At 51.1% G+C, this 20,403-nt stretch carries 19 protein-coding genes and 1 other annotated feature; of the genes, 3 read left to right on the top strand and 16 right to left on the bottom strand.

All coding sequences use genetic code 11. From position 1 onward, the window contains the following. Nucleotides 1-172 precede the first annotated feature (172 nt). Entirely contained in the window at nt 173-424 is a 252-nt protein-coding gene (locus H9X84_RS05980) for a hypothetical protein (protein WP_205133219.1), read from the bottom strand. A gap of 165 nt (nt 425-589) precedes the next feature. Then, nucleotides 590-826: a binding site (T-box leader), on the top strand. Nucleotides 827-906: 80 nt separating this feature from the next. Here H9X84_RS05980 and metG point away from each other — a divergent pair. The 3 genes from metG to H9X84_RS13200 all read left to right on the top strand — a co-directional run bounded on the left by metG (nt 907) and on the right by H9X84_RS13200 (nt 4,717). Then, the gene (gene metG / locus H9X84_RS05975; protein WP_205133220.1) at nt 907-2,880 is read left to right on the top strand and encodes a methionine--tRNA ligase; all 1,974 of its coding nucleotides are present in this window, start codon (nt 907-909) and stop codon (nt 2,878-2,880) included. After that, nucleotides 2,880-3,635: a TatD family hydrolase gene (locus tag H9X84_RS05970; RefSeq protein WP_205133221.1), complete on the top strand. Its 756-nt coding sequence runs from the start codon at nt 2,880-2,882 to the stop codon at nt 3,633-3,635. The genes metG and H9X84_RS05970 overlap by 1 nt, the downstream gene beginning before the upstream one ends. A 287-nt stretch (nt 3,636-3,922) precedes the next feature. After that, nucleotides 3,923-4,717 (top strand): 3D domain-containing protein, encoded by a 795-nt coding sequence (locus tag H9X84_RS13200; RefSeq protein WP_205133222.1) that lies wholly within the window; start codon nt 3,923-3,925, stop codon nt 4,715-4,717. Nucleotides 4,718-5,157: 440 nt separating this feature from the next. Here the strand turns inward: H9X84_RS13200 and H9X84_RS05960 are convergent, their stop codons facing one another. The 15 genes from H9X84_RS05960 to H9X84_RS05890 form a co-directional block, all read right to left on the bottom strand. Continuing rightward, a complete protein-coding gene (locus H9X84_RS05960; RefSeq protein ID WP_205133223.1) occupies nt 5,158-6,078 on the bottom strand; it encodes a hypothetical protein in 921 nt (306 codons plus the stop codon). A 142-nt stretch (nt 6,079-6,220) separates the two neighbouring features. Further along, complete coding sequence (thiI, locus tag H9X84_RS05955) at nt 6,221-7,396, bottom strand: tRNA uracil 4-sulfurtransferase ThiI (RefSeq protein ID WP_205133224.1); 1,176 nt, start codon at nt 7,394-7,396, stop codon at nt 6,221-6,223. Nucleotides 7,397-7,405: 9 nt separating this feature from the next. Beyond that, nucleotides 7,406-8,560: a cysteine desulfurase family protein gene (locus tag H9X84_RS05950; RefSeq protein WP_205133225.1), complete on the bottom strand. Its 1,155-nt coding sequence runs from the start codon at nt 8,558-8,560 to the stop codon at nt 7,406-7,408. A gap of 15 nt (nt 8,561-8,575) precedes the next feature. Then, complete coding sequence (locus H9X84_RS05945; protein WP_205133226.1) at nt 8,576-9,301, bottom strand: 16S rRNA (uracil(1498)-N(3))-methyltransferase; 726 nt, start codon at nt 9,299-9,301, stop codon at nt 8,576-8,578. Nucleotides 9,302-9,304: 3 nt separating this feature from the next. Beyond that, nucleotides 9,305-10,282, bottom strand: a complete 978-nt coding sequence (gene prmA, locus H9X84_RS05940) for a 50S ribosomal protein L11 methyltransferase (RefSeq protein WP_205133227.1) — start codon at nt 10,280-10,282, stop codon at nt 9,305-9,307. Nucleotides 10,283-10,391: 109 nt separating this feature from the next. After that, entirely contained in the window at nt 10,392-11,126 is a 735-nt protein-coding gene (locus tag H9X84_RS05935) for a nucleotidyltransferase family protein (RefSeq protein WP_205133228.1), read from the bottom strand. Nucleotides 11,127-11,145: 19 nt separating this feature from the next. Beyond that, nucleotides 11,146-12,129 carry an RluA family pseudouridine synthase gene (locus H9X84_RS05930; RefSeq protein WP_205133229.1) on the bottom strand — a complete coding sequence of 328 codons (984 nt, stop codon included), beginning with the start codon at nt 12,127-12,129 and terminating at the stop codon, nt 11,146-11,148. A 15-nt stretch (nt 12,130-12,144) separates the two neighbouring features. Next, nucleotides 12,145-13,249 (bottom strand): peptide chain release factor 2 gene (gene prfB / locus H9X84_RS05925; protein ID WP_205133230.1). Its coding sequence is split into 2 segments (ribosomal slippage): nt 12,145-13,173 and nt 13,175-13,249, totalling 1,104 coding nucleotides; the frame shifts between segments, so codons are not numbered across the junction. A 68-nt stretch (nt 13,250-13,317) separates the two neighbouring features. Beyond that, nucleotides 13,318-13,914, bottom strand: a complete 597-nt coding sequence (locus H9X84_RS05920) for a C39 family peptidase (RefSeq protein ID WP_205133231.1) — start codon at nt 13,912-13,914, stop codon at nt 13,318-13,320. A 17-nt stretch (nt 13,915-13,931) separates the two neighbouring features. Continuing rightward, on the bottom strand, nt 13,932-16,511 hold the full coding sequence (gene secA / locus H9X84_RS05915) for a preprotein translocase subunit SecA (RefSeq protein ID WP_205133232.1): 2,580 nt from the start codon (nt 16,509-16,511) through the stop codon (nt 13,932-13,934). Between the two features lie 181 nt (nt 16,512-16,692). Beyond that, entirely contained in the window at nt 16,693-17,136 is a 444-nt protein-coding gene (locus H9X84_RS05910; RefSeq protein ID WP_205133233.1) for a GNAT family N-acetyltransferase, read from the bottom strand. A gap of 1 nt (nt 17,137) precedes the next feature. Next, the gene (locus H9X84_RS05905) at nt 17,138-17,782 is read right to left on the bottom strand and encodes a potassium channel family protein (protein WP_205133234.1); all 645 of its coding nucleotides are present in this window, start codon (nt 17,780-17,782) and stop codon (nt 17,138-17,140) included. Between the two features lie 31 nt (nt 17,783-17,813). Next, complete coding sequence (locus H9X84_RS05900; RefSeq protein WP_205133235.1) at nt 17,814-19,139, bottom strand: TrkH family potassium uptake protein; 1,326 nt, start codon at nt 19,137-19,139, stop codon at nt 17,814-17,816. 33 nt (nt 19,140-19,172) lie between these two features. Then, complete coding sequence (locus tag H9X84_RS05895) at nt 19,173-19,742, bottom strand: HD domain-containing protein (protein ID WP_205133236.1); 570 nt, start codon at nt 19,740-19,742, stop codon at nt 19,173-19,175. Next, on the bottom strand, nt 19,739-20,326 hold the full coding sequence (locus tag H9X84_RS05890; protein ID WP_205133237.1) for a thymidine kinase: 588 nt from the start codon (nt 20,324-20,326) through the stop codon (nt 19,739-19,741). Before H9X84_RS05890 ends, H9X84_RS05895 begins: the two co-directional genes overlap by 4 nt. Nucleotides 20,327-20,403: the final 77 nt, after the last annotated feature.

The following is a 20,403-nucleotide window of genomic DNA, read 5'->3' as shown; positions in this document are numbered from 1 at the left end:
TCCCTTTGGTCGCCTGCGGGGGTTTGGGGACCATGCGAAAGGTCCCCAAGTTTTGGGTACTTTTGCGCCAAAAGTACCTCTCCGAAGGAAAACCAGCCTGGGATTTTCTAAGCGACAACCCTTTGATTAAAAAAATAGGCTTTCCATCTACAATAGATATCCCTGTATGCTTTTACCGCTGTCTGTCCTCTCTATTTTGAAAGACCGCTTTCTCTCTTCTCTCCCGAAACAATTCCTCCGTCGCCTCATAAAGTTCCGTCTGCATCTCCTCCACCATCTCCGCCATATGCGCCACAGCCACCACGTAAGGTGTTTTCCACGGTTCGCATCCCGCCGTCATGGCATCCAGCAAAAGAGAAAGAATGCTTCGTACCAAGTCCGCTTTCTGGTATAAATTCTGTAAAACATCTAACGGTTTTTCCATCCGTTTCCCCCTCCTTTGGCCGATCATATCATATTTTCCGCCCTTTCATTGGAAAATGCTACAATCAAGTGGCATAAAAATCCCCTAAAAACCATTTATTCCCCCCTTTTGCCCGCATATCCATTGACAGAAAAGCCCAAAATATAGTAAAATGCAAAATACAGGAGAAAAGCTGTGAAAAGGAGAGTACACGGTACGCTATGCCGCAGAGAGCCCCTCTTGCTGGAACGGGGCGCAGAAACACCGTCGAAGATGGCCTTGGAGCTTCGCACCGACTGCCTCGTGCATTAGGCTGCGACGGGATTCGCCCGTTATGGCGTAAAGGTATATTTGTACCTGCGGAGGTTCTTTTCGTGAGGAAAGAACGAAATAAGGTGGTAACGCGGTTCTTCCGCCCTTTGTCAAAAGGGGCGGTTTTTTTATTCGCGTTTTCCCCTCCCACTGTAAACAAAGATTCTATAATATAAAAGGAGAGATTACTTTTGGCAAAAGAAAAATTTTATATCACCACACCCATTTACTACCCCAGTGATAAGCTGCATATCGGTCATTCCTACTGTACAGTAGCCACAGACACCATGGCACGCTACAAAAGACTGCGCGGCTATGACGTTATGTTTTTGACCGGTACAGACGAACACGGCCAGAAAATCGAACGGATCGCCACTTCCCAGGGCATGACCCCCAAGGAATACACCGACAAGATTGTGGTAGGCATCAAGGAACTGTGGAAAACACTGCATATTTCCTACGACAAATTCATCCGTACCACAGACGACTACCATATCAAAGCCGTTCAGAAAATCTTCAAACAGCTCTACGATCAGGGCGATATCTACAAAAGCTCCTATGAAGGCTGGTACTGCACTCCCTGCGAATCCTTCTTCACAGAGCATCAGCTGGTAGACGGCAAATGCCCCGACTGCGGCCGTGACGTGGAACTGCTGAAAGAGGAAAGCTATTTCTTCCGTCTTTCCAAATATCAGGACAGAATCATCAAATATATGGAAGAAAACCCCGAATTTTTGCAGCCCAACACCCGTCAGAACGAAATGATCAACAACTTCCTGAAACCCGGTCTGGAAGACCTGGCCGTTTCCCGTACCTCCTTCAAATGGGGCGTACCTGTGGAATTTGACCCCGGTCATATCGTTTATGTATGGATCGACGCTCTTTCCAACTATATCACCGCCCTGGGCTGGGGCAGCGATGATGACAGCCTGTACCAGAAATTCTGGCCCGCTGATATCCATGTGGTAGGTAAGGAAATCGTGCGTTTCCACTCCATCATCTGGCCCGCAATGCTGATGGCACTGGATATGCCTCTGCCCAAGCAGATTTTCGGCCATGGCTGGCTGGTCATCAACGGCGGCAAAATGTCCAAATCCGTAGGTAATGTGGTAGACCCCAACGTACTGGTAGACAAATACGGCGTAGACGCCATCCGTTATTTCCTGCTGCGTGAGATCGCCTTCGGCCAGGACGGCAACTTCAACAACGAAGCACTGATCCAGCGCATCAACTCCGATCTGGCCAACGACCTGGGCAACCTGGTTTCCAGAACCGTAGGCATGATCGAGAAATATTTCGGCGGCACTCTGCCCGCAGACCGCACAGAAACACCTTTTGACGCGGATCTGAAGGCTGTGGCCGCAGCCACCATTCCCAAGGTAGAGGAAAAAATGGAGCACCTGTTCTTCAGCGACGCTCTGGCGGAAATCTGGAACCTGATCCGCCGCACCAACAAATATATCGACGAAACACAGCCCTGGATTCTGTGCAAAGACGAATCCAAGAAAGGCGAACTGGCAAACGCACTGTACAACGTAGCGGAAAGCATCCGTATCGTTTCCATCCTGATCCAGCCCTTCATGCCGCTGACTCCTGCCAAGATCTGGGCACAGCTGCATATTACGGAAGATATGACCTCCTGGGAGAGCACAAAGACATGGGGTATCCTGCCTGCGGAACTGTCCGTAGAAAAAGGCGAGACCCTCTTCCCCAGAATCGACATGAAAAAAGAGCTGGCTGAACTGGAAGCAGCCATCAAGGCTTCTCAGGCGACTTCTATCGCCAACCAGCAGAAAAAAGCCGAGGAAAAGAAGGAAGAAGAAAGCAAATACCCCGCGGAAATCACCATTGACGACTTCTGCAAGGTACAGCTGAAGGTAGGCGAAGTGCTGGAAAGCACCGCTGTGGAAGGCTCTAAAAAGCTGCTGCGCAACGTCATCAAAATCGGTGACGAGGAGAGAGTCATCTTCTCCGGCATCAAAGACACCTACGCCCCCGGCGCGCTGGTAGGCAAACGCGTTGTTGTGGCTTATAACCTGAAGCCCAGAAAGATGATGGGCGAAATGTCCTACGGAATGATCCTGTGCGCCGAAGACGGAGACGGCAAGCTGTCCATTCTGACTACGGACGACAAAGACTTTGCAAGCGGGAGCGAGATCAGCTGATGTATTTCGAGTCTCACGCCCATTATGACGACAAACGATTTCAGGAAGACAGGGAGAAGCTCATCGAGCTTCTCCCCTCTTGCGGTATTGACTATGTGGTAAACGTCGGCTGCGATGAAAAAAGCTCCAAAACCAGCATCCGTCTGGCGGAGAAATACGACTTTTTCTACGCCGCCGTCGGCGTGCATCCCCACAGCGCAGAGGAAATGTCTTCCCAGACCATTGAGGAACTCCGTCGCCTTTCGGCTCATCCCAAGGTGGTCGCCATCGGTGAAATCGGTCTGGATTTCTATTATGATTTCAGCCCCCGGGAACTGCAGCGCTTCTGGTTCCGGCAGCAGCTGCGCCTGGCGGAAAGTGTTAACAAACCTGTAATAATTCACTCCAGAGACGCCGCTCAGGAAACCTTCGACATCATCCAGAGCAGCAATGTCCGCACCGGCGTCATCCACTGCTACTCCGGTTCCTGGCAAATGGCGGAGGATTATGTCAAAATGGGGTTTTATATCGGCATTGGGGGGGTAATTACCTTTTCCAACGCCAAAAAACTGGTGGAAGTGGTGGATCGCATCCCTCTGGAAAAAATCCTCATTGAGACGGACTCCCCTTATCTGGCGCCCAATCCCAACCGCGGCAAGAGAAACGACTCCAGAAATCTGGAATTTGTGGTCAAAAAGATTGCGGAAATTAAAAATTTAACGCCGGAATATGTCGCAAAAGTTACGTCTGATAACGCAAAATCATTATTTTTTTAAAAAAGGGTTGCACAAATGTTACAAATGTGTTAATATAAACAGCGTAATGAAAATAAAGGTATACCATTATGGTATATCTTTATTTTTTGCAGTTGTTTTGTAACACCGTAAACACCGCGGAAGTGACGACTTCCGCTCTCTTACGACTGCGATCCCGCGGCCCTCTGGCGGCGGGCAAGGCATCCATCTAATGTCTATCATTATTATAACGAGAGGAACATTCTTTCCGACCGAAGTGCTTCCCACAAAACGCCATTCGATGAAAGATTGTTCAAGGAGGAAAAATCATGAAAACACATCTTAGAGTACTTGCTATCGTGGTATTTATTTTAGCAATCGGCTGCGGCACAGCGTCCGCATATGAAAAAGAGGATATGATGTCCGTTGTCATCAACATGGACGGCGTACCCCGCATGGTCAGCACAGACAAGGCTACCGTAGGCGAGCTGCTGGACGACATGGAAAGCACACTGGACGGTCAGTATGTGCTGGAAGACGCGGAAGAAACAGACGCCCTGAGCGATATGATGACAGTGACACTGTCCAGCGTAACAGAAAAGATCGTATCCACCACTCAGACCATTCCTTATGAAACCGTAGAGCGCACCACAAAGGATCTGGCGCCCGGCGAAACAAGAGTGGTACAGGAAGGCAAAAACGGTACAAAGACCATCGTTAACAAACAGATTTACGAAGGCTCCACACTGGTAAGCACAGAATTTGTGGAAGAAAAAGTAGTTTCCGAACCCGTCAGCAAGATCGTAGAGGTTGGCGCCCAGAACGTTATCAACGGCTATACTTATTCCAAGGCCGTTTCCGTACGCGCTACCGCCTACACACCGTATGACGCGGGCTGCACCGGCGTTACCGCTACCGGCATGAAGGCCGGCAGAGGCGTCGTTGCCGTAGACCCCAGTGTCATCCCTCTGGGTTCCAGAGTATACGTCCCCGGCTACGGTGTCGCCATTGCCGCTGATACCGGCGGCGCCATCAAAGGCAACCGACTGGACGTTTGCGTCAACAGCGTTTCCGAAGCATACAGCTGGGGCGTGCGCAACGTAACCGTTTACGTTCTGGAGTAAAACCCCTTGATTGGAATCTAATATCATATACCACAAAAATAGCAGTAGCGTCCGAAAAAAAATCGGACGCTTTTCTTTTTGTCTTTTTCATACTCTTAAAATTTTCTTTTTGCCTCCCCATCTATTTTTCCGTAAAGTCCCTTTCCCCTATATTTTTACATCCTGTATACATCTATTTTCCATTATAAGCCTATCTCAGGCGTTTCATCCCCTTCCATGAATCTCTTTCCTCCGAGAAAGAAAAAGCCCTCTCTCCCCCCTATTTTGTTTTTCAGGCAAGGTATCCTACCCACATTTCCCCAACAAAAATCAAGAGACGCTTCTTTACACGAAAAAAGAGCGCCGGAATCTCCCGACTCCAGCGTTCTTATTTTCACTGAGATTTATCTGGCATATTTTCTAAGGGTCATCTGCCTTTTTCCCATTCGTTTTTGATTTGCTCATTTTGTGCTGTCTACGGTAATGGTTTTTGTATTGTCATTCCAGCCTACAGTGATACCCATAAGGCTGCACAGATCACGCAGTTTGAAGTATGTGCTACCATTGATGTTGTAAGCAGGCATGGCATATTCCATCCAGCCCATGTACACAGGTGCGCTGGAAGGCAGTGCCTGTTTTGCGGTGCCGTCTCCCGCCGCCAATTCGCCCCCTACTGCCGCGTAGGCTGTTTCCGGTTGTAAGCTGATGACTTTCGCATCTGCGTTCCAAGCTACATTGAAGTTCTTCGCTGTGCCGTTGACAGCCGCCGCGATGTCACGTAATTTAAAATAAGTATTGCCTCCGATGGTGTAAGCGTCAAACGCCATTTCCTTTCCGTTTACCAGTACTTTCGCTGTACTGGGTGTCGCTGTGGTATACTGGGGCTTTGTCAGGCTTGCCACTGTCTGCCCATTGCTTTCTACCACCAGATATACTTCTGCACCGCCCGCAATGACGGGATACATGCCAAGGACTCGATATATACCAGGATCTTTGATGGTATAAGTGGTGCCAACTTGTACAACGGTGTCTCCTTCGCTCTCATAATAAAGCGCCTCCCAGTTTTCCTGTGTATAACCGTCAGGGATCATGCTCCCTTGAGCTGCCAGTGCGTTTCCGGCACTGAGATACTTTGTTACTTCCAATGTCTGAAGTTCGTCCACAGCAGTCACTTTTGCCGGTGCCTGACACACATAAGCTTCCTGTCCGGCCACAGTGGTCTTGCCCGTCACATTGGAAATGCTGAACTGATATTTAGCTGTTTCCCCTTCCATTCTGTCATAGCCATCCACCTGTACAGTTTCCGCCCCGAAAGCTGTCACAGGCAGCGCCATAGTCAGAACCAGCGCCGCAGCCAGTCCCTTCCTACTTCTTTTTTTCATAAAACCCCTCCTCTTACATAAACCTTTTGTATCTTAATAAATACAAACACATTATAACAGGAGACCTTTTTCTCTACAAGAAGATTTTTGAATTAAAAAAACATCGGCAGCTTAATTTTGGCATACCGATGTTTCTTGTATTTTACAGCTCGATAATCTCCGCGTTGGCTACGGCTTCTTCCAGATATTTGTCCAGATCCGTCAGCTTCCGTTCGATCTTCTCGATAACATTCAGTCTGGGCTTGATCTGCGGGTGCTTTGCCACAAAAATGGTGCAGCAGTCCTCATAGGGCCGGATGGAAATATCATAGGTCCCGATCTTTGTGCCGATGTCGATGATTTCCTGCTTGTCCATGCCCGCCAAAGGCCGCAGTACCGGCATTTTGCAGACAGCATTGATGGCATAGATGCCCTGCATGGTCTGGCTGGCTACCTGACCCACGCTTTCGCCGGTAATCAGGCTCCATGCCCCGTCCTTGACGGCAATCTGTTCCGCCGCACGCATCATGGCCCGTTTCAGATGGATGGTCAGCTTATCATGGGGCACATTCTCCAAAAGATACAGCTGCAAATCCGTAAAGGGTACCACATAGAGCTTAAACTCCCCGGTAAAGTCGGCGATGCGCTTCGCCAGGTCGATAACCTTCTGTTTGGCCCATTCACTGGTATAGGGAGGGCTGTGGAAATACACACCTTCCACCTCTACGCCACGCTTGGCCATCATCCAGGTAGCCACGGGACTGTCTATGCCGCCGGACAGCAGGGAAACCCCCTTGCCGGAGCTGCCGTAAGGCAGGCCGCCGTAGGTCTTAATGATTTTGGAATACATATAGATTTTGTTTCTGACCTCCACATAAAGCACCACATCGGGATTTTTTACGTTTACGGTCATGTTGGGCATATGGTCCAGAATATACTCGCCCACATCAGCGCAGATTTCCTGAGAACGAACCGCAAAGCCCTTATTGGAGCGTCTGGCATTGACCTTAAAGGTCATGGGGGCATCTCCATACATCTCCTGCATATGGCGCAGAGCCTCTTCTTTAATAGCATCCAGCGTCATTTCCTCCAGACGCAGGCCGGGACAAAGGGCCACCAAACCGAAAATAGGCTCCACTCTGGGGATCACCAGATCAAAATCCATTTCACCTCCCCGGTCTTCCACAATCAGACGGCCCGGCTCTCTTACCACATAATAATTGCCCACAGGGTCCAGATTCCGGCGGATGGCCAGAATCAGCCGGTTGATAAAGATATACTGGTTATCCCCCCGCATGGCAATTTCTCCGAATTTTACAAGCAATACTTTCTCCGCCATACTTCCTCCTTATCTCTGTCTGTTGATCTTACGCAAAAACGGTACGGTTTCTTCCAATGCTTTCAGACATTCCCTGGCCTCTTCCACAGTATTGTACCGGCAGAAGCTGAATCTGACGGCGCCTTCGATCTCCTCAAAGGGCAGGCCCATGGCTGTCAGGACAGGACTGCCGATTTTTTTCCGGCTGTCGCAGGCGGAACCGGCGGAAACGAAAATCCCCTTGCTCTCCAAACTGTGCAGCAGTACTTCACTGCGCAGGCCCTTAAAGGTCACATTCAGCACATAGGGGCTGTCCTCGCCGATGCCCGCGCCGTTGACCTGGGTATCGGGCATAGCCAGAATACCTTCCATCAGTGTTTTTTTGATTTCTCTTACGTGCTCGATGCTTTCTTTCATAGAACGGAAGGCCACATCCGCCGCAACGCCCAGTCCTGCTGCGCCGGCCCCGTTTTCCGTACCGGCCCGCTGGCCCTTCTGCTGTCCGCCGCCCAGAATCAGCGGGCGTACCTTCAGACCCTTGCGCATATAGAACATACCGGTGCCTTTGGCGCCATGGATCTTATGGCCGCTCATAGTCAAAAGGTCGATCTTCATTTTCTGCACGTCAATGGGGTATTTCCCAAAGGCCTGCACCGCGTCCACATGGTACAGGGTATTGGGGTTCTTTTCCTTGATGAGTTTGCCGATAGCCGCCGCGTCCTGTACTACGCCGGTCTCGTTATTTACCAGAATGGTGCTCACCAGAATGGTATCGGGACGGATGGCATTTGCCAGCTCTTCCAGAGAGATATGCCCCTTTTCGTCTACCCCCAGCCAGGTCACCTCGTAGCCTTTTTCCTCCAGATGCTTCATGGGATTTTTTACGGCGGGATGCTCAATAGAGGTTGTAATCAGATGCTTTCCGTTTCTGGCATAGCCTTCCGCTGTACCGTAGATGGCCCAGTTGTCCCCTTCCGTGCCGCCGCTGGTAAAATAGATTTCCTCGGCCTTGGCCCGGATGCCGTTGGCCAGAATCTCGGAAGCCTTCCGGATCTCTTTTTCCGCCTCCAGCCCCATGACGCTGACAGTCGCCGGGTTCCCGAAGTTTTCACACATCATATAGGTCATTTTTTCCGCCACCTCGGGCAGCGCTCTTGTGGTAGCGGCGTTATCAAAATAGATCATGGCTCAATTTCCTCCTTAGCCCAATTCATACAACAATAAGGCAACGGTGGTCATGCCCGCCGTTTCCGTTCGCAATATTCTTTTGCCCAGGGTCACAGGCAGTATACCGGCTTCCTCCGCCAGCGCCACTTCTTCCGGCGAAAATCCGCCTTCCGGCCCGATGAACACACCGACGGTCTTCCCGGAAAAGCCACGCACAAATTCACGGATGCCCCGTTTTTCCTCTTTCTCATAGGGGATCAGGGCGCCGTCCAGCTTTGCCGCCTCCGCCACAGCCTCCCGGAAGGAAAGGACGCTTTCTCCCATTGGCGGAATGATGCCCCGTCCGCTCTGCTTGGCGGCGGCTTCGGCGATCTTCTGCCAGCGTTCCAGCTTTTTGCCTTCCTTTTTGTCCAGCTTGACAATGGCCCGCTCTGTGGAAACCGGCACGATCCGCTCCACGCCCAGCTCCACGCATTTCTGGATGATCCATTCCATTTTATCGGCCTTGGGCAGTCCCTGGTACAGCGTAATCTTTGTCTCCGGCTCCACGTCACAAGGAGCGGAGGACAAAATTTCCGTCACCACCCCCCGTTCCAGAGACAGGATACGGCACTGGTAGTCCCATCCTTCCCCGTCGCAGACAGTGATCTCCTCGCCTTCTCTGGCCCGCAGCACCGTTTTGATATGTTTTTCGTCATCCCCTGTGAGGGTAATCTTCTTGCCCACAATCTGTTGTGGGCTTACAAAAAATTTCGGCATGGCTCAACCCTCGTATCTGGTCGCGATAGCGACCCAGCTTGTTTTTTCCTTAATATCCAGTACCTTAAACCCGGCCGCCGCCAGTGCCGCCAGCACATCCTCTTTCCGTTCGGTGATGATGCCGCTGCACAGGAACACGCCGCCGTCCTTGATATAGTCCGGCACCTGTTTCGTCAGGGCGATGATGACATCCGCCACGATATTGGCCGCCACCAGATCATACTTCTTGCCGCTGTAAGATGCCTGCAAGGCCTTGTCCTCCAGGATATTCCCGGCTTTTACATGGTATTTTTCTCTGGGGATGTCATTTCTGTCGCTGTTTTCATAGGCGATCTGGATGGCATTAGGGTCAATGTCCACAGCATCCGCCTCTCTGGCCTCCAGCAGCAGCGCGGCAATAGACAAAATACCGCTGCCGCAGCCGATATCCAGCACCAGATCCTCTTTTTTCACATATTTCTCAATGAGCTCCATGCACAGCTGTGTGGTCTCATGGGTGCCTGTGCCGAAAATATGGCCGGGGTCGATTTTCAGAACGATTTTATCTGTCTTTTCCGGCAGTTCTTCCCAGGAGGGCTTAATCATGATCTTTTCCCCCACAGGGAAGGGCTTGAAGAATTTCTTCCAGTTGTTGGCCCAATCCTCTTCCGCCACATTTTTCATGGTTACTTCCAGCGGCCCAAGATCCAGTTCCTTTTCCGCCGCCTTCAGGCTCACCAGCGCGCTTTTGATCTGGGAAAGCTGCTCTCTGCCGTAAAGATTATCCCGCAGGAAGAAGGTAATGCCCGTCTCCTGCTCTTGTTTTTCCTCCACCAGCTCATCGGCCACATAGTCCCACTCCCGGCTGGGGTTTTCCAGAAATTCCGCAAAATCTCTGGCGTCATGTATCATCAATCCGTTCAGGCCGCACTGGTACAGCAGCCCTTCCAGAGGCTCCAGACCCTCTGCCGAAGAAGAGATAAATACTTCTATCCAATCCATTGTTCCGCACTCCTTGCCGTTTTTTCCTCTACGAAAAAAATCCGACACATGGTCTTTCTCCCCGCCGTGCCGGTTTTTTCTCTCACTCCCGAAGCCGGGAGTTTTCCCATTATTCCTCATACATCCGGCATACTTCCCGATAGCTTTCCGGCGTACCGATGTCATAGCACTCCCCGGAAAAGGTGTAGGCATACACATCCTTGCGCTGATACAGCCACGCAGGGAAATTGCCGGGGGCATCGGGGTTGTTCCCCGCCGCCAGATATTCCCGGATCATGGGAACGGTCTCTCTGCGGTACAGGTAGGTAGCGAATACCACCGTATTGGATTTGGGGCATTTCGGCTTTTCCTCAATATCCAGTACCTTGCCGTCCTCATCCAGCAAAGCGATGCCAAACTTGGAAAGTTCCTTCTCGTTGGGCCATTCTTTCACACAAACACAGTCATGGCCCTTTTTTCTGTAAAAATCCACATAGTCCCGCAGGGAATACGTAAAGAAATTATCCCCGGCGATGACCAGCAGTTCATCGTCAATCCCTTTTTGTTCAATAACAAAACCCATATCGCCCACAGCGCCTTTTTTATTCTCGTCGCTGGTAGTGCCGTCATCCAGGACAAAAATAGGCGCCCGGGAAGATGTTTTTTTCGCCCAGTCGCTGAAATGCCCGGCAAAGCGGCTGTTGGTCACCACATAGATCTCGTCCAGCTCCTCTATGGTGTTCAGTTCCTCCACAATATAGTCAATGATGGGTTTTTTGTTGATCGGAAGCAAAGCCTTCGGCCGATTGATGGTCAAAGGGTACAGTCTAGTGGCATAGCCTGCCGCTAGTATAATGGCTTTCATCCCAGATCCTCCTATTCCTTCAAAAAGACAGCCCGCCGCCAAACAGTTCGTCACAGGCCGTCTGCAGCTTTTTGGGCAAAGCTGCCGTCATTTCTTTTCCATACAAATACGAAAGAAATCCTTCCTTCTCTTTCCAGCGGATCTTCCAGGCATGCAGACATTGGTTGGAAAGGCCAAAGTCCTCCCGCATCCGCTGGTTTATCAGCGGGTCTCCATACTTCCGGTCTCCGGCCACAGGATGGCCGACGGCCTGCATATGGGCACGGATCTGATGGGTCTTTCCTGTAATCAGCTGCAATTCCAGCAGGGAAAAGCCTTTGGCGCAGGCAAGGGGTCTGTACTTGGTCAGCGCCCTGCGGTAGCCCGCCTTTTCCTCCCGGCTTGTCCAAACCTGGTTCTTTTCCTCATCCTTGGATAAATACAGGTCGATGCTGCCGGACTCCTTGATTTCTCCCGCCACCAGAGTCACATAGTATTTCTCCATTCTGCCCCGGCGGATGGCCTCGTTGACGGCCTGTACGGCCCGCAGGGTCTTCCCCGCCACAACGATGCCGCTGGTATTCCGGTCCAGACGGTTGCACAGGGCCGGTGTAAAGGCGGAGTCCGCCTCCGGCAGATACTGGCCTTTTTCATAGAGATAATACAGGATCTGGTCAATGAGGGTCTCTCTGTCCTCCGCCGTCTGGGGATGGGACAGCAGCCCTGCCGGTTTATGGACCACCAGCAGATCGTCGTCCTCATAAACGATGCCGAAATGGCGCTGCGCCGCCGGCACCTCCTTTTTCTCCATGAAGCCCGCCATGGTCTCCTCTGCCAGATACATCTGGAGGGCATCCCCCTCCAGAAGCATCTCATTTCCTTCCGCCCGGCCGCCGTTGAGCTTGATACGCTTTTTGCGCAGCATCTTATAGACGAAGCTCTTGGGGGCCTTGTTGAAGTATTTCAGCAGATATTTATCCAGTCTTTGATTTTCCTCGTTTTTGGTAATTTTGATCTCTTTCAATCTCTCTTACCCCTTTTAGCTGTGAATCCACGCCAGATAAGCGCTGATAAAGTTATCAATGTCGCCGTCCATAACCGCGCCTACATTCCCTGTTTCCTCACCGGTACGGTGATCCTTTACCAGAGTGTAGGGCATGAATACATAGGAACGGATCTGGCTGCCCCAGCCGATTTCCTTTACATCGCCGCGGATCTCCGCCAGCTTCTGCATCTGTTCCTCGATCTTCAGCGCCAGCAGTTTGCTTTTGAGCATTTTGAACGCCCGTTCCTTATTGCTGAACTGGCTTCTTTCGTCCTGACACTGTACCACGATCCCAGTAGGGAAGTGAGTAATACGGATAGCCGAGGATGTCTTATTGACATGCTGGCCGCCGGCGCCGCTGGCACGATAGGTGTCTACACGGATATCGTCGGGGTTGATCTCGATTTCGTTATCGTTTTCAATTTCCGGCATGACATCGCAGGACGCGAAAGAGGTATGGCGTCTGCCAGAGCTGTCAAAGGGAGACACACGTACCAGACGGTGGATGCCTTTTTCCGACTTCAGATAGCCGTAGGCATTTTCCCCATTGACCTGAATGGTCACAGATTTCAGCCCCGCTTCTTCGCCGTCCAGCATATCCAGCACTTCCACGTCAAAGCCTGCCTTTGCCGCCCATTTGGTATACATACGGAAGAGCATATTGGTCCAGTCGCAGGCTTCTGTGCCGCCGGTGCCGGCGTGCAGGGTTACGATGGCGTTGTTGCGGTCGTATTCCCCGTCCAGCATAGTGGACACATGGAGCTGTTCGAATTCCTCCAGGAAGGAATCGTTCATTTCCTTGACTTCCTCGTATACGCTTTCGTCTTCCTCCTCAATACCCATTTCGATGAGCGTGAGGATGTCCTCATACTTTGTTACCAGACCCTCGTAGGTCTCCACCTTATTTTTCAGAGCTTTGAGCTGCTGGAGGGTTTTCTGGCTTTTCTGTATATCGTTCCAGAAATCCGGATCGGCAGAAAGTTCTTCTAATTCGGTAATCTTCTCCTTGGCGCCAGCGACGTCAAAGTGAAGCCCCCATTTCCTCTAATTTTTCGTCGTAAGCCGACAGGCCCAGACGGATCTGTTCTAACTCGAACATTAAAAATCAACTCCTTTAAAATGAATTTTTTGGTTGGTTTTATTTATGATAAACATAATGAATATCCTTTATTCTGCTGTTTCCCCTTTTCGGAAAACGATCATGTTCCCGGAAAAAGAAGGGGTAAACTGTGCCAGCGGCACTTCCCAATCCGCCCGGTTATTTTCCTGAAAAGCGGAAGGGTGATGGAGCAGGAAGCCCGTCAGCCGGCCTTCCTCCTGAGTGTAGCCATACACAGGGACCAGATGGCCGCCTTTACCGTAAACACTGCCGTCGGACCGTGTTTTCCCGTATTGGAAGAAGGATGTAATGGAAACGATGCAAAGCATTCCTTCATCCAGAGCCTGTTTCAGATCTTCTATGGTCTGTCCTCTTCTGGCCTCGGCGAAAATACCCCAGTCCTCCGCCATATGGGCCAGACCCCAGTGAATCCAGCCGACGCCTTCTTTATAAGCACCTGCCGCAAGTCCCCGGGCGATCATCTCTCCCTGGCCGCCGCAGGCGCATCCCAGACCGTCCAGCACCATCCGCAGGGAGGCGATGCCGCAGCCCCGCATGGTCCAGCTTTCGGCTCCCTCCCAGGAGGGGAAGCCTTCCTGCCGCCAGGTTTCTTCCGTCATACGCTGGGTGTAAAAGGGCAGTTTTTGTACTATTTTACGTTCCATTTGCACTCACTCTTTTCTCAGGCATTTCTGCCGCAGCACTGTTTGTATTTCTTGCCGCTGCCGCAGGGACAGGGATCGTTTCTGCCGATCTTGGCTTCTTCCCGCTTCTTGGGCTGTTTCACGCCGGAATCATCCTTATTGGTAAACATGGGCTTCTGTACCTCTTCCCGTTTGGCTTCTGTCTCGATGCGCACACGGTAAAGGATCTTCAGCGTATCCTCCTGGATGTGGGCGCTCATTTCCTCAAACATATCATAAGCGGCGAATTTATACTCGATCAGAGGGTCTCTCTGGGCGTAAGCGTGCAGGCCGATGCCCTGGCGCATCTGGTCCATATCGTCGATATGGTCCATCCATTTCTGGTCGATGACGCGCAGCATGATGACACGCTCCAGCTCACGCATTTTTTCCTCGTCATTGATTTCTTTTTCTTTCAGCTCATACAGCTGCACACCCAGCTTCTGCAGGTTTTCTTTCAGTTTTTCCTTGGTCATCTGGGCAATGGCGTCTTCTTTAATATTGATCTTGCCCACAGGAACAATGGCGGAGAAGGCCTCGCTCAAGGCGTTCATATCCCATTCCTCCGGCAGCTGTTCGTCGCTGATATGGGTGTCTACGATACGGCCAATGGTATCGTGAATCATGCCCATAATGCTTTCGCGCAGGTTTTCGCCGTAGAGCACGCGACGTCTTTCGCCGTAAATAACCTCACGCTGTTCGTTCATGACCTGGTCATACTCCAGCAGGTGTTTTCTGATGGCAAAGTTATTGCCCTCTACCTTTTTCTGGGCGTTTTCAATGGCCTTTGTCAGCATACCCGCCTCGATGGGCTCATCCTCATCCATACCCATGGCGTCGACCAGTTTCATGGTCTTTTCAGAGCCGAACAGACGCATCAGGTCGTCCTCCAGAGAGATATAGAATCTGGATTCGCCGGGGTCCCCCTGACGGCCCGCACGACCACGCAGCTGGTTGTCGATACGTCTGGACTCATGGCGCTCCGTGCCGATAATCTTCAGACCGCCCAGCTCCGGTACGCCTTCGCCCAGCTTGATGTCAGTACCACGGCCGGCCATATTGGTGGCGATGGTTACAGCGTTCATCTGGCCCGCCAAAGCGACGATTTCCGCTTCCTTGGCATGGTATTTTGCGTTCAGTACCTGATGCGGGATGCCCTCCCGTCTCAGGAGCTTGCTCAGTTCCTCGGATTTATCAATGGTAACGGTACCTACCAGCACCGGCTGTCCCTTGGCGTGGGCTTCGGCGATATCCCGTACCACAGCGCGGAATTTTCCGGCTTCTGTACGGTATACCACATCCTGCTGGTCGATTCTGGCAACAGGCTTATTGGTGGGAATCTCCACAACGTCCATACCGTAGATATTGCGGAATTCGTCCTCCTCTGTTTTCGCCGTACCGGTCATACCGCATTTTTTCTTATATTTATTGAAGTAATTCTGGAAGGTGATGGTCGCCAGTGTTTTGCTTTCCCGGCGCACCTGTACGTTTTCCTTGGCTTCGATGGCCTGGTGCAGACCGTCGGAATAGCGTCTGCCGGGCATCATACGGCCGGTAAATTCGTCGACAATGACGATCTCGCCCTCATGGATGACGTAGTCCTTATCCAGATGCATATTATAGTTGGCTTTCAAAGCGTTGTTGATATGATGCTGCAGTTCCAGATTTTCCGGATCGGACAGATTGTCCACGGAGAAGAATTTCTCCGCCTTGGCAACGCCTTCCTGGGTCAGCACAACGCTTTTTGCTTTTTCGTCCAGAATGAAGTCGCCTTCCTCCTGAAGTTCTTCTCTCAGCAGAGGGTTCATGGCCTCTTCTTCGTTAAGGATACGGCCTTGTTTCAGCTGTTTCGCGAACAGATCCGCCACACGGTACAAATCTGTGGACTTGGAGCCGCTGCCGGAAATAATCAGAGGAGTTCTGGCTTCGTCGATGAGGACGGAGTCCACCTCGTCGATGATGGCAAAATGCAGGTCTCTCTGTACCATGCTTTCTTTTCTTACCACCATGTTGTCACGCAGGTAGTCAAAACCAAACTCGTTGTTTGTACCGTAGGTGATGTCGCAGGCATAGGCCGCCCGGCGTTCGTTGTTGTCCATGCTGTTCAGGATACAGCCAACGCTCAGACCCAGGAAACGGAATACCTCGCCCATCCACTCGCTGTCACGCTGTGCCAGATAGTCGTTGACGGTGACTACATGGACGCCCTTGCCTTCCAGAGCGTTCAGGTAAGCGGGCAGTGTCGCCACCAGTGTCTTACCTTCACCGGTACGCATTTCGGCGATACGGCCCTGGTGCATGACAATGCCGCCCATGAGCTGTACAGGGAAATGACGCATATTCAAAACATGAGGACGGGAAGCCGCTTCTCTTACGACAGCATAAGCTTCCGGCAGGATATCGTCCAGTGTTTCGCCTTTTGCCAGACGATCCTTGAACTCCTGTGTCTTTCCTCTCAATTCTTCATCGGAAAGATTTTCATATTGGGGCGCCAGCGATTCGATCTTGTTCACGATGGGCATGATCTTCTTGATCTCCTTCTCGCTGTAGTTCCCAAATATTTTTTCCAATAAACCCATTTGGTTCACCTCATTTTTCTTTTTCAGTTTTTTGCCGCAAAAAAAGAACGCTTCTCCTGCGGGCATACTTTTACATTATTATAGTTTAGCAGAAAAACAGCCTCCGGCGCAAGTAGTAAATACCTGAAATCCGGGGGCTTTTATAAACTTTAAAGAAAATGTAACATCTTGCCGCCGTTTTTCACAGTTTCCGGGAAAAATAAACCATATCTTTCAGCAGCTTGCCGTCTTCCATGATGGGATGGTCATAATGATAAACGAAAAAATCCGGGATTCTATGGGAGAATTGGAATCCGCAGGCGGTATAAAACCCCGTGGTACTGGGCACTTCTCCCGTTCCCGCCTGCAGAACGCCCTGTCCTTTCAGACGCTCCAGCCAAAATTCCAGCAGTTTCTTTCCATATCCTTTTTTCTGGCAGCAGGGAAGAACGGCGATATTTTTTAATTCCCACAGGCCATCGCCCTCTTTTGTCACAACAGAGACCGCAGCCGCCCTTTCCCCGTGGAACAAAACCGCCATGCTTCCCCGTTCCAGATACCGCCGTATCATGCTTTCCTGCTCGTCTCCCAGCAGGAGCAGCGGCAGAAAGCGTTCCTTGTTTTTTGTTATCTCCCGTATCTTCATATCAATGGGCGATCTTCCTGATATCGTCAATGTGGCCCAGCACCATCAAATGTTCCTCCGCCGTGAACACATAATTGGGGCCGGAAATAGGGACCACTTCCTCTCCCCGCTTCACGGCCACAATATTCAGATTATACCGCGCGCGGAAATTCACATCCACTACTGTTCTGCCCAGCCAGCGCTCCATGGGCTGAATCTCCGCGATAAAGTAATTCTCCACAAAAGGGATGCAGTCAAAAATATTGTCGGAGCAGGCTGCAATGGCGATCTGTTCCGCCACGTTCTTTTCCGGATAGATCACTTCATCGGCGCCGATCCGTTTCAAAAATTTCGCCTGAATATCCTCGTCCGCCTTGGCATAAACTTTTTTCGCCCCTAATTCCTTCAAAAAACTGGTGATCTGCAGGCTGTTCTTAAAATTAGTCCCCATGCACACAAAGCAGGCGTCAAAGAGGTTGATGCCAAAGGAACGAAGCACCTCCGGATTGGTGCAGTCACCCACTCTGCCGCTGACGCCCAAAGGCAGGACGTCCTCCACCGCCTCTGAAAACCGGTCAACAACCATAATCTCACAGTCATTTTCTGCCAGGCTCCGGCACAGATGATGACCAAAAGAGCCCATACCAACAATCAAAAAGGATTTCATAACCCTTCCTCCTTATCTTCTTCCAGATAAATTAACCAATATTGATTCTTTCCGACGGCATCGTCACCGGCGGCGTCGCCTTCCGTTCCATCAGCGCCACAGCAAAGGAAATGCTGCCCACCCGGCCGCAGTACATCAGGAATATGATGACAAGCTGGGAAGCCGGAATCAGATCCCTGGTGATACCAGTGGTGATCCCTACCGTACCCATGGCGGAAAAAGCCTCAAACAATACATCTGTCAGCTGCAGGTTCTGCAAAGCACAGATCACAGTCGTGCCGCAGAGGACAAACAGCAGATTTACAAAAAATACATATACCGCTTTATGGAGTTCGTCATCCCCCAGGCTGCGGCCAAAAATATTGGCGCTGCGCTCATGCCGGATTCCCGCCAGGGTATACATCAAAATCACCACAATGGTGGTGGTCTTGATACCGCCGGCGGTGGAACCGGGACTGCCGCCAATAAACATCAGCGTCATCATCACCAGTTTGCTCCCGCCGGTCATAGCCGCCGGGTCCACAGAGTTAAAACCTGCCGTTCTGGCGGTACAGGACTGGAACAATGCCGTCAATATCCGTTCTCCGCTGTCCATGCCCACATTCAGATTGTTGGCCTCTAACAATAGCAGCACCAGACCGCCGCCAACAGTCAGCAGAAACGAAGCGCTCAGTACGATCTTAGACTGCAGCCGCAGACGATGCAGACGCCATTTTTTCTGCCAAAGGTCCTCCCAGACCAGGAACCCCAGACCGCCGATGGTAATCAACCCCATCAGCGTGAAATTCACAAGGGGGTCCGCAGAATAAGCCACAATGGAATCATAATTCCCCATCAGGTCAAAGCCCGCGTTGCAGAATGCGGAAATAGAATGGAACACCCCAAAATAGAGGCCCTTCGCCGTACCGTACTGCGGCACAAAACGAAGAGACAGCAGCAAAGCACCAATGCCTTCCACCACTGCCGTTACAATAAGTATTTTTCTGGTCAGGCGCACAACACCGCCGATCTGGGAGGAGTTTATGCTTTCGACCATCACTTCCCTGTGACGCAGACCGATTTTTTTCCGGGTCAGCATCAAAAAGCTGAGGGAAATAGTCATAAAACCCAAGCCGCCAATCTGTATCAGCGCCAAAATCACCAATTGTCCAAACAATGTCCAGTGCGTTCCCGTATCCTGCACCACAAGCCCTGTCACACAGGAAGCAGACACAGCGGTGAACAAAGCATCCAGCAGGGACGTATCCGCCCCATCTACTGTTGCCACCGGCAGCATAAGCAGCAATGTCCCCGTCAGCACGACCAAAAAATAGCCCGCCGCTACGATCTGCAAATTGGACATCTTTAATTTTTTCATTCCTTGCATATCCGGTTTCCTTCTCTCCCCGATTTATTTTTTCCCTTCTCTTTCTATTTTTTCCAGAGTATCTTCTTTCAGCTGTTCCCGCAGCGCCGCCAGCAGCGGATGGACCTGTGCCTCTGCCTGTCCATAGACCGGGTTCAGCTCATATTCCAACGGAATCCAGCTGGAAATAGGCGCTTCATTATGCTGGAGCACCGCTTCCATTTTATCCAACGCTTTGTACACTTTCGCCTCCATGGTTTCCAGCGCCAGCATTTCTTCATACAAAGCCTTCCACTGCCCGCGCACCGGTTCCCACAGACTGTTGATGAGAGACAGCACCACGTCATCCTCTTTTTCCGAATCTTCTTTGGTTTTCCAGAAAGAAGGGATATCTCCCGTCACCGCTTCTCCCAAGTCATGAATGACGCACATCCGCAGCACCTTGGAAAAATCCACGCCGTCTATGCTTCCTTCCAGCAGCATGGCCATCAGGCTCACCCTCCAGCTGTGCTCCGCCACGCTTTCCTCTCTTCCGCCGGAAGTTACGGAATGCCGCGTATTGTCCTTCAGCTTTTCCGCCAAATGAAGAAACTGGATATATTCTTTTTCATTCATTCTTCTTTCTTCCTCTCCTGTGCCTTTTTCCAGCATTTATAGCACATTGCCCGATAACTTTCATTGCCCCCCAGAAATACCTGCTCGCCGTCAGTCACCACATTGCCCTCCTGATCCAGCCGGGCGTTGACAATCGCTTTGCTGCCGCAGGCACAGACCGTTTTCAGCTCTGTAATGGAATCTGCCAGCTCCAGCAGACGCTTGCTGCCCGGGAACATTTTGGTACGGAAGTCCGTCCGCAGACCAAAGCAAAGCACCGGCACATTATAGGCGTCTACAATATCCCTGAGCTGCTCGATCTGGACCGGCAGGAAAAACTGGGCCTCATCGGCGATGATAACATCATAAAACTCCCGCTCTCTCTGGCGGAAGATCTCGAACAGATCCATCTCCGGCGTCACCACATCGGCCTTTTGCTCCAGCCCAATGCGGCTCTTTACAATATCCGCGCCGTTTCTGGTGTCTACGGAAGGCTTCAGCAGCCACACCCGCATTCCTTTTTCCTCATAATTAAACTTTGTAATCAAAGCCTGGGCCGATTTGGAACTGCCCATGGCGCCATAGCGAAAGTACAGTTTTGCCACGTGAGATCCCTCCTTTTTATTTGCCTATCATACCACAAAACCGCAGACAGTGCGAGTTCAGAAAAAAACATTTCAAA

Origin of the sequence: Anaerotignum lactatifermentans (assembly GCF_016902535.1) — a bacterium.
Taxonomy (GTDB): Bacteria; Bacillota; Clostridia; order Lachnospirales; family Anaerotignaceae; genus Anaerotignum; species Anaerotignum lactatifermentans_A.
The sequence above is the reverse complement of the archived record's forward strand: the minus strand, read 5'-3'. Positions and strand labels throughout refer to the sequence as shown.

Coding starts and splice junctions, on each gene's coding strand:
- H9X84_RS05980 (WP_205133219.1), bottom strand. CDS start 424: ATGGAAAAACCGTTAGATGTTTTACAGAATTTATACCAGAAAGCGGAC.
- H9X84_RS05970 (WP_205133221.1), top strand. CDS start 2,880: ATGTATTTCGAGTCTCACGCCCATTATGACGACAAACGATTTCAGGAA.
- H9X84_RS13200 (WP_205133222.1), top strand. CDS start 3,923: ATGAAAACACATCTTAGAGTACTTGCTATCGTGGTATTTATTTTAGCA.
- H9X84_RS05960 (WP_205133223.1), bottom strand. CDS start 6,078: ATGAAAAAAAGAAGTAGGAAGGGACTGGCTGCGGCGCTGGTTCTGACT.
- thiI (WP_205133224.1), bottom strand. CDS start 7,396: ATGGCGGAGAAAGTATTGCTTGTAAAATTCGGAGAAATTGCCATGCGG.
- H9X84_RS05950 (WP_205133225.1), bottom strand. CDS start 8,560: ATGATCTATTTTGATAACGCCGCTACCACAAGAGCGCTGCCCGAGGTG.
- H9X84_RS05945 (WP_205133226.1), bottom strand. CDS start 9,301: ATGCCGAAATTTTTTGTAAGCCCACAACAGATTGTGGGCAAGAAGATT.
- prmA (WP_205133227.1), bottom strand. CDS start 10,282: ATGGATTGGATAGAAGTATTTATCTCTTCTTCGGCAGAGGGTCTGGAG.
- H9X84_RS05935 (WP_205133228.1), bottom strand. CDS start 11,126: ATGAAAGCCATTATACTAGCGGCAGGCTATGCCACTAGACTGTACCCT.
- H9X84_RS05920 (WP_205133231.1), bottom strand. CDS start 13,914: ATGGAACGTAAAATAGTACAAAAACTGCCCTTTTACACCCAGCGTATG.
- secA (WP_205133232.1), bottom strand. CDS start 16,511: ATGGGTTTATTGGAAAAAATATTTGGGAACTACAGCGAGAAGGAGATC.
- H9X84_RS05910 (WP_205133233.1), bottom strand. CDS start 17,136: ATGAAGATACGGGAGATAACAAAAAACAAGGAACGCTTTCTGCCGCTG.
- H9X84_RS05905 (WP_205133234.1), bottom strand. CDS start 17,782: ATGAAATCCTTTTTGATTGTTGGTATGGGCTCTTTTGGTCATCATCTG.
- H9X84_RS05900 (WP_205133235.1), bottom strand. CDS start 19,139: ATGAAAAAATTAAAGATGTCCAATTTGCAGATCGTAGCGGCGGGCTAT.
- H9X84_RS05895 (WP_205133236.1), bottom strand. CDS start 19,742: ATGAATGAAAAAGAATATATCCAGTTTCTTCATTTGGCGGAAAAGCTG.